Genomic DNA, 8561 nt, shown 5'->3' on the forward strand with positions numbered 1-8561 from the left:
CATGGCGTGGGCGGTCGAGAACGGCGTCATCAGCGGCGTCGAGCTCGACGACGGCTCCCGCGCCCTGCAGGCCACCCGCTCCATCAACCGCGCCGAGATGGCCGCGATGATCGTCAACGCGGTCCAGGCCGGCGTCGTGAAGTAGCAGCGGCCGCGACAGCGTCTATATTCGCAAGCGCCTCCGTCTTTTTCAGAAAGGCGGAGGCGCTTTTCGCATTAAACGGGTTGTCGACAAGTTTGTACCTGGCACCATCTTGTCAGGTGGGCGTTGCCGTATACTTGACATGTCAAACAAACATGTCAAGGAGCTAAGCCATGGACGATAAGACGCCTGCAACCACCGCCGCGAACGACCCTCAAGACCGCCTGCTCGGCACATCGCTCAACGACCTGCACATGCGGGTGAGCTTCGCATATCGTCTGATGCGCAACTACACCACGCCGTCGTCGCGCGCCCTGGGCCTCGGGCCCGGGCAGCCGCGCATCCTGTCGTACGTTGCGGCGCACGGGCCCTGCACCCAACGCGAGATCGCGGCGCACTACTACATCGACGCGTCCGCGGTGTCGCGCATGCTCGACAACCTCGAGCGGGGTGGTTTCCTGCAGTGCGAACCTGGGCGCGACCGGCGCAGCAAGGAGGTGTCGCTCACCGACTTGGGCCGCGAGACCATCGAGGCATGGGACCGCACCTGCGAGGCGGTCGACGACGCCATGGTGAGCGACTTTACCGACGAGGAGGTCGACCAGCTCTGCATGCTGCTCGACCGCGTGCACCGCAACCTCGTGGACGCCATCGCCGCGCGCGACGAGCGGCGCCGTGAGGATTTCACGAGCATGGTGGGGGATGGCGGTTCGCATGCCTGAGCTCCGTCGCCTGCTGTCGTACATGGGGCCCTATCGGCGCGATGCGCTGCTCGGCGCCCTTGCCGTTACGCTCGAGACCTCGATCGAGCTCATCATCCCGCTTCTCATGGCGCGCATCATCGATGAGGGTATCGTCGAGCGCGACCTCGGCATCGTGTTCTCCCAGGGTGCGCTCATGCTCGTGTGCGCCCTCGTGTCGCTTGCGCTCGGCCTTGCCTACGCGCGCTTCGCGGCGCGCGTCGCCATGGGGCTAGGCGCCAATTTGCGCCAGGCGGAGTACGAGAAGATCCAGACGTTCGCGTTCGGCAATATCGACCGCTACCAGACGTCTTCACTCGTCACGCGCCTGACGACCGACATCACGGTCATCCAGAACGCCGTGTCCAACGGTTTTCGCCCGATGATCCGTGGCCCGGTGATCCTGCTCATGGGCCTTTTCTACGCCTGCAGCATGAACATGGAGCTCGCGGGCGTGTTCTTCGTGGTGCTGCCTGCCCTCGCCGTGGCGCTCGGCCTCATCACCTTCCGCGTGCTGCCGCTCTACCGCACGCTCCAGGCTTCGATGGACGACCTCAACGGCGCCGTGCAGGAGGACCTGACCGCCATGCGCGCCGTCAAGGCATACGTGCGCGAGGACCACGAGCGCAACGTCTTCGCCCACGTGAACGGCGCGCTGGGCAAGCGCTCGACCACGACCTTCTCCACCGCGGTGCTGAACGTCCCGATGCACCAGCTCGCGATGTACACGACTGCGACGCTCGTGCTGTGGATCGGCGGCAACATGATCGTCGCCGGCCGCCTGACCGTGGGCGAGCTCACGAGCTTCATGAGCTACGTACTGCAGATCATGAACTCGCTCATGATGATCTCCAACGTGTTTTTGCTGCTCACGCGTGCGCTTACGAGCGTGCGGCGCGTGGGCGAGGTGCTCGACGAGAAGCCCGAGCTCGCGTTGCCCGCACCCGACCGCGCCATCGCCGCCGTGCCGGACGGCTCCATCGAGTTCCGTCACGTGGACTTCAAGTACAGCGCCGGGGCCGAGAGCAACGTGCTGGACGACATCGACCTGACGATCCCCGCGGGCGCGACCGTGGGTATCCTGGGCGGAACCGGTTCGGGCAAAAGCTCGCTTGTGCAGCTCATCTGCCGTCTGTACGATCCGAGTGCCGGCACGGTGCTCGTGGGCGGTCATGATGTGCGCGATTACGACCTTCCCGCCCTGCGCGACGCCGTGGGCATCGTGCTGCAGAACAACGTGCTGTTCTCGGGTACCATCCGCGACAACCTGCGCTGGGGTGCGCCCGAGGCTGCCGACAGCGAGCTGCTGCACGCCTGCGAGCTTGCCTGCGCTGACGAGTTTCTCGGCCGCATCGGCGGGCTCGACGGCGTGCTCGGCCAGGGCGGCGCGGGCGTCTCCGGTGGTCAGAAGCAGCGCCTGTGCATCGCGCGCACGCTGCTCAAGCATCCGCGCGTCATGATCTTCGATGACTCCACGAGTGCCGTCGACATGGCGACCGACGCCAAGATCCGCGCGAACCTGGCGAGCCTTTCGGACGTGACGTGCATCACCATCGCCCAGCGCATCACCTCGGTGATGGATGCCGACCTGATCGTCGTGCTGAACGACGGCCGTGTGCACGCCTGCGGCACGCACGACGAGCTGCTCGCGCACGATACTATCTACCAGGAGATCTACGCTTCGCAGATGGAGCATGCGCAGGCGGAGGCGGCTGCACCCGCGGATACTCCTGCCGCCGAGGGAGGTGAGCGCGATGCCCGCTAAGACGACGGCCCGTGCGCGCCCGAAGAACCTGCGCCACACGCTGGCGCGCCTGCTCGCCTACATGGGGCACGCGAAGCTCTCCCTTCTCGTTGTCGCCGTGCTCGTGTCCATCTCCGCGGTGGCGAACCTTGTGGGCACCTACATGGTGCGTCCGGTCGTGAACGCACTTGAGCAGGGGCGTCCCGAGGATCTGCCCGGCCTCTGCATCTTCACGGCGGTCGTGTACGCACTCGGCATGCTGTCGGCTCTCGGCTACACGCAGACGATGGTGCGGGCGGCCCAGAAGGTGGTCTACGATATCCGTCGCGACCTGTTCTCGCACATCCAGCGTCTGCCGCTATCGTATTTCGACCGCACGCGCACGGGCGATGTCATGAGCTTCTTCACCAACGATGTCGACACGGTGGCCGAGGCCCTCAACAACAGCTTCGCGAACCTGGTGCAGGCGCTCATCCAGATGGTGGGCACCATGATCATCCTGTTCGTGCTCAACTGGCAGCTCACGCTGATCACCGTGGTGTGCGACATCATCCTCGCGTGCTACATCAAGTATTCCGGCAGCCGCAGCGGGCGGTTCTTCGCCGCGCAGCAGAACGCCCTCGGCTCGCTTGACGGCTATGTGGAGGAGATGGTCTCGGGGCAGAAGGTCGTCAAGGTCTTCAACCATGAGGCGGCCAATGTCGCCGAGTTCACGGAGCGCAACGAGGAGCTGCGCGTCGCGGGGACCTCGGCCCAGTCCTACGCGGCCACGATGGTGCCCGCAACCGTGTGCATCGGCTACGCCAACTACGCGATCGTGGCCGTGGTAGGTGCGGTCCTGGCCATCAACGGCATGGTCGATGTGGGCGCGCTCGCGAGCTACGTCGTGTTCGTGCGCCAGGCCGCCATGCCCATCAACCAGTTCACCTCGCTCGGGAACTTCCTGCTGAACGCCCTTGCCGGCGCCGAGCGTCTCTTTGGCGCCATGGAGATGGAGCCGGAGGTCGACGGGGGCACGGTGACGCTTGTGCCCACCGGTGAGCGCAGCTGGGCGTGGAAGATTCCCGACGGCATGGGGGTCGGCGCCTACGGCAAACTGGTGCCGGTGGATGGAGACGCGGCTGCGGGCGATGCCGCGGTCGTGCCGGCGGATGTGCCGGCCTCGGCCTCCGGCGCCCTTGCGCAGTCGACGGCGCGCGCTGCGGACGGCACGGTCGTGGCGACCGGGCTCATTCCGCTGCGCGGCGACGTGCGCTTCCACGACGTCGACTTCGGCTACGTGCCCGATACGCTCGTGCTGAAGAATCTGAACCTTTTCGCTAAGCCCGGGCAGAAGATCGCCTTCGTGGGTTCGACCGGAGCGGGCAAGACGACTATCACGAACCTGATCAACCGCTTTTACGAGATCGATGGCGGCGAGATCACCTACGACGGCATCGACGTGCGCAACATCGCCAAGGCCGACCTGAGGCGCTCGCTTGGCATCGTGCTGCAGGAGACGCACCTGTTTACCGGAACGATCGCCGACAACATCCGGTTCGGCAAGCTCGACGCGACCGACGAGGAGGTGCGCGCTGCCGCCGAGGCCGCATGTGCCGACTCGTTCATCCGGCGCTTGCCGCAGGGCTACGACACCATGGTGACCGCCGACGGCGCGAACCTGAGCCAGGGCCAGCGGCAGTTGCTCGCCATCGCGCGCGTGGCCGTGGCCGACCCGCCAGTGCTTATCCTCGACGAGGCGACCTCGAGCATCGACACCCGTACCGAGAAGCTCATCGAGCGCGGCATGGACCGCATCATGGAGGGACGCACGACGTTCATGATCGCCCACCGGCTGTCCACCGTGCGCAACGCCGACGCCATCATGGTGCTCGAGCACGGCAAGATCATCGAGCGCGGCACCCACGAGCAGCTGCTCGCGCTGCACGGCGAGTACTGGGAGCTCTATCAGGGCCTCAAGGAGCTGGATTAGGGTTAATCAACCTGATTGGCCTTCTGAGGCGCCCGACCTTGCCCTTCAATCGTCGGTCGCCGCACGCTAGGCGTGCTCCCTCCTCTTTCAGGGCAATCTCGGGCACCTCAGAAGGCCGTCTCCGTTGTCGTGACGGCCTTCCCAGGCACCGCACCTCGGGGTTCAATCGTCGGGCATGGCGCGAAGGCCTATGCCCTCCTCTTTCGCCCCGATCTGCGGCACCTGGAAAGGCCGTCTCCGTTGTCGCGTGAAAATACCCCTGGGGTTATTTCACTTTTTTTCCCGCCGGGTACAGCCGGCGGGAAAAACATGACGCTGGGCCCCGTCCTAACTGTCTCGAAGGTTATTCTTCGTCGAGGCAGGCGGCTTCGATGCGGCGCTTGAGCTCGTCGATGCCCAGGCCGGTCTGCGAGGAGGTCACGATGATGTCCTCGGCGGGCACGTTTAGCTGCTTGCGGATGGTGGCGAGCTGACGGCCCTGCTGGTTGCGGGATAGCTTGTCGGCCTTGGTGAGCGCGACGACGAAGGGGAACCCGCCCTCCTGCAGAAACTCGATCATCTGGTGGTCGAGCTTGCTCGGGTCGTGACGGATATCCACGAGCGAGACCACGAGGTTGAAGCTGCGGTCCATGTCGAGGAAGTCGAAGATGAGGTCCGCCCAGCGCTCACGCTCCGACTTGGAGCGCTGCGCGAAGCCGTAGCCGGGCAGGTCGACGAAGTGGATGTCGTCGGCGATGAAGAAGTTGACGTTGCTCGTCTTACCCGGGGTGCTCGAGACCTTCACAAGGTTCTTGCGGCTGAACAGCTTGTTCATGATGGACGACTTGCCCACGTTCGAGCGGCCGACGAAGCACACCTCGGGGCAGGTCGAGGGCGGAATCTGCGACGCCTTGCCGTAGCTGGCGACGAACTTGGCGGATCGGTAGTTGATGGCGTCCTCGGCCATGGAAACCTCCTTGTGGCGGGGATGGGTCGTGCGGTGCCGCGGTTAGTCGGCGTAGATGCTGTGCTGCGTGAGGCGCAGCTTGTTGGACAGGCGACGGACGATCGACAGCGTGAGGGCGCTCGCGCTGCGGGCGTACTCGTCGAGGTCGAACTCGCGCTCGCAGAAGGCGTCGTAGGCCTCGTCGCAGTTGTCGGAGATGGCGCGCAGCACCAGGCAGTCGATGCGGTTCTTGGCTGCGATATGCGCCACGGCGGCGCCCTCCATCTCGGCGCAGTCGGCCTGCGTGGCATCGACCACAGCCTGGCGCAGCTCGGCGCCGGTGATGAAGCGGTTGCCCGTGGCGATGGTCCCGCGCAGGTAGCGCGCCGGCTCGGTGTCAGCGCTGTTGCGGCGGTAGGGCGAGCTGTCGGCCACGCGGCGCGCCTCGTCGGCCTCGTCGCCGGCAAGCGCGGCGTTCACGAACCCATGGGCAACGAGCGTCTCCTCCGCGAGGTCGACGAGGAAGTCGGACGATGTGAATTCCTCGAGATGCGGAGTCGACTCCGCGATGAGCGAGGTGTCGGTGTCGATGTAGCGCAGGCGCTCCCCGATGACGACGTCGCCGATATGCAACGCGGGGTTGAGCCCGCCGGCGATGCCGGAGAAGATGAGCGCGTTGGCGCCATAGCGCGAGATGAGGTGCTGGGCTGCAGCGGCGACGTTAACCGTGCCCATGCCGGCGGTGGTGACGACGAGGTTGAAGCCGCAGTACTCGCCGCCCATGACGGTGAGGCCCGCCTCGTCAGCGACCGTACCGTGCTCGATCTCGTGATAGATCTGGCGCACTTCCTTCTCAAGAGCGCCGATGATGCCGATGGTAGGAGCCATGCGCGCCTCCTGTTCTGCTTGTTTTGGTCCGCACTATGGTAGCAGGGGAGGCGACAAGATGGGGCCGGGTTCAATCTTGTCGCGACACGATTGACAAGATTGAACCCGGCCCCATCTTGTCCGCCGGCCGGCTACATCAGCCAGGGGCGCAGCAGCAGAAAGACGAAGATCATGTCGACGGCGGCGACGGCGGCCTGGCCGAGCTGCGTCATGTTGCCCGGAATCACCAGAGCGGAAAGCACCGCCATGAGGGCACCGGCAACGACCATGCTCGCGCCGGCGATGCGCTGCGCGTGGTACTGCTCGCCGAGCAGCGGATCGTCCCCGGGCATGCTGAGCGAACGCAGGGCCATGAGGATGCCGGCCACCAGGAAGATCGCGGGCACGCCGAGCACCTGCCACGAAAGTGCCGCAGGCTCGCCGGCAGCAGCCGCGGAAGAATCGAGGGAGCCCATGATCCAGCCGACCATGCTGCCAAACCCGATGAGCGAGGTGGCGATGGACGCCACGACCATGACTGCGCGCTCGGACAGCGCCCAGTTTAGGAAATCAACCTCGTCATCCGCCTGCGCGCGGCGCGCACCGAACAGCAGCGCTCCGCTCAGCACGAACGAAACCGCAGGTACCACGACCATCTCCATCTTGGAGCCCCACCGATCGATGCTTCCGGCGCTCCAGTGCGCGGGAACAACATCGGGCAGCGTACCCCACACCACGGCCAGCGCGATGGCAGGTGAGAGCGCCAGAATGAGGCAGATAACGGTGGCCACCAAAGAGAGCGGCTTGGATTCAGAAGCAGTCATATCGGCTCCTCGTCAGCAAGTGTTCATGGCTATCCATAATACCGCCCACAAGCCGAACCCCTCTGCACTCCCCCTGCGCTTTCGGGGATTCGTCACCACCCCAACCACGTCACCCCCACGAACAAACCCCAGCCCGGCGACCTCCAAAGCACGAACCTTCAGCGAAGTCACCGCAGGCTGCAAAACGGCGGACCCCTCCCGGACAATCCCGCAGCCCGTAGGGCGAGGACGTCCGGGAGGGGTCCGCCGTTTTGCAGCCGGTCAGGTTGCCGGTGCTACAGGTACTCGATTTGGGCGCCTTCCGTGTCGCAGGTGAGGATGTGGGTTTCGCAGCCGGGGAAGTTCTCCTGCAGGCGGACCTGGAGGAACTTGGCCACGATGGTGTCGTCGGTCACAGCCATGAGCGTGGAACCGGAGCCCGAGATCCACAGCGTCTTGGCTCCGCCGTCCAGGCACACGCGGCGGATGTCCTCGTAGTCGGGGATGAGCGGGCGGCGGAAGGGCTCCTGCAAGCGGTCGTCGTTCGCCGCGGCGATGAGGTCGGTATCGCCGGTCTCCAGACCGCGCGTCATGCCGGCGATGCGGCCCATCTGCCACACCGCGGTCGAGAGCGGCACCTCGGTCGGCACGACCTTGCGCGCCTCGCTCGTGTGGACCTCGTAGGGCGGGATGATGGTGATGAAGCGCAGGCGGTCGGAGACCTCGTAGCGCAGGCAGCGCGGCAGGTCGCCCTCGGGCGTGAAGGAGCAGACGGCACCGCCGAGGATCGCGGGCGCGACATTGTCGGGATGCCCCTCGACGGCGGTGGCGATGCGCACGAGCTCGGCGCGGTCGACCATGTGGCCGGTGAGGGCCGCGGCGGCCATGATGCCGGCGACCACGCAGGTCGAGCTGGAGCCGAGGCCGCGCGCGACGGGGACGTCGGTCTGGATGTCGATGGCCACGGGGAAGGGCTCCTCACCCCACTCGCGCAGGGCGTCGACGAACGAGACGTAGACGAGGTTGTCCTCGTTTTGGAACTCCTCGGGGCAGCCGGTGATGGTGAGGGAGTCCGCGCGCTCGAAGGTGAAGTGCGAGTACAGGCTCACCGCCATGCCGAGCGTGTCATAGCCTATGCCCAGGTTGGCGCTGGTGGCGGGGACGGTGATCTTGATCATGCTCGATGCTCCTTCCGGGCCGGTTTCCGGACGCTTCGTCCGCCGCTCGGGCAGTCCTGCGCAAGACGGAGAGCCCACTGGGCTCTCCTTTGCGTGCGGAACTCGCTGCGGACGAAGCGTCCGGAAACCGTCGAGAATCGGTGGCTCGCTTGTGGCCACCAGCGCCAGCCCGATGGCAGGGGCTCTGGGG

Annotated in this window: 7 protein-coding genes; 3 read left to right on the forward strand and 4 right to left on the reverse strand. The window is 65.8% G+C overall.

Annotated elements, in window-relative coordinates; translation table 11 throughout:
* Positions 1-315: 315 nt before the first annotated feature.
* The 3 genes from H6A16_RS10255 to H6A16_RS10265 are packed head-to-tail and all read left to right on the forward strand — an operon-like array spanning position 316 to position 4598.
* On the forward strand, positions 316-864 hold the full coding sequence (locus H6A16_RS10255; protein WP_204618867.1) for a MarR family winged helix-turn-helix transcriptional regulator: 549 nt from the start codon (positions 316-318) through the stop codon (positions 862-864).
* Entirely contained in the window at positions 857-2647 is a 1791-nt protein-coding gene (locus H6A16_RS10260) for an ABC transporter ATP-binding protein (protein WP_204618869.1), read from the forward strand. The genes H6A16_RS10255 and H6A16_RS10260 overlap by 8 nt, the downstream gene beginning before the upstream one ends.
* Entirely contained in the window at positions 2637-4598 is a 1962-nt protein-coding gene (locus tag H6A16_RS10265; RefSeq protein WP_204618871.1) for an ABC transporter ATP-binding protein, read from the forward strand. The genes H6A16_RS10260 and H6A16_RS10265 overlap by 11 nt, the downstream gene beginning before the upstream one ends.
* Before the next feature lie 343 nt (positions 4599-4941).
* On the opposite strand, the gene yihA is transcribed toward H6A16_RS10265, so the two are convergent.
* From yihA to thrB, 4 genes are all read right to left on the reverse strand, one after another.
* Positions 4942-5544: a ribosome biogenesis GTP-binding protein YihA/YsxC gene (gene yihA / locus H6A16_RS10270; RefSeq protein WP_204618873.1), complete on the reverse strand. Its 603-nt coding sequence runs from the start codon at positions 5542-5544 to the stop codon at positions 4942-4944.
* A 42-nt stretch (positions 5545-5586) separates the two neighbouring features.
* Complete coding sequence (locus H6A16_RS10275) at positions 5587-6411, reverse strand: 5'-methylthioadenosine/S-adenosylhomocysteine nucleosidase (protein WP_204618875.1); 825 nt, start codon at positions 6409-6411, stop codon at positions 5587-5589.
* A gap of 131 nt (positions 6412-6542) precedes the next feature.
* Positions 6543-7214: a DUF1648 domain-containing protein gene (locus H6A16_RS10280; protein ID WP_204618877.1), complete on the reverse strand. Its 672-nt coding sequence runs from the start codon at positions 7212-7214 to the stop codon at positions 6543-6545.
* 275 nt (positions 7215-7489) lie between these two features.
* Complete coding sequence (gene thrB, locus H6A16_RS10285; protein ID WP_204618880.1) at positions 7490-8371, reverse strand: homoserine kinase; 882 nt, start codon at positions 8369-8371, stop codon at positions 7490-7492.
* Positions 8372-8561: the final 190 nt, after the last annotated feature.

It is taken from the genome of Collinsella tanakaei, from assembly GCF_016900375.1.
GTDB lineage: Bacteria > Actinomycetota > Coriobacteriia > Coriobacteriales > Coriobacteriaceae > Collinsella.

Excerpts from the sequence above, each read along its gene's own strand:
- H6A16_RS10275 (WP_204618875.1), bottom strand. The coding sequence starts at position 6,411 with ATGGCTCCTACCATCGGCATCATCGGCGCTCTTGAGAAGGAAGTGCGC.
- H6A16_RS10255 (WP_204618867.1), top strand. The coding sequence starts at position 316 with ATGGACGATAAGACGCCTGCAACCACCGCCGCGAACGACCCTCAAGAC.
- H6A16_RS10280 (WP_204618877.1), bottom strand. The coding sequence starts at position 7,214 with ATGACTGCTTCTGAATCCAAGCCGCTCTCTTTGGTGGCCACCGTTATC.
- H6A16_RS10265 (WP_204618871.1), top strand. The coding sequence starts at position 2,637 with ATGCCCGCTAAGACGACGGCCCGTGCGCGCCCGAAGAACCTGCGCCAC.
- yihA (WP_204618873.1), bottom strand. The coding sequence starts at position 5,544 with ATGGCCGAGGACGCCATCAACTACCGATCCGCCAAGTTCGTCGCCAGC.
- thrB (WP_204618880.1), bottom strand. The coding sequence starts at position 8,371 with ATGATCAAGATCACCGTCCCCGCCACCAGCGCCAACCTGGGCATAGGC.
- H6A16_RS10260 (WP_204618869.1), top strand. The coding sequence starts at position 857 with ATGCCTGAGCTCCGTCGCCTGCTGTCGTACATGGGGCCCTATCGGCGC.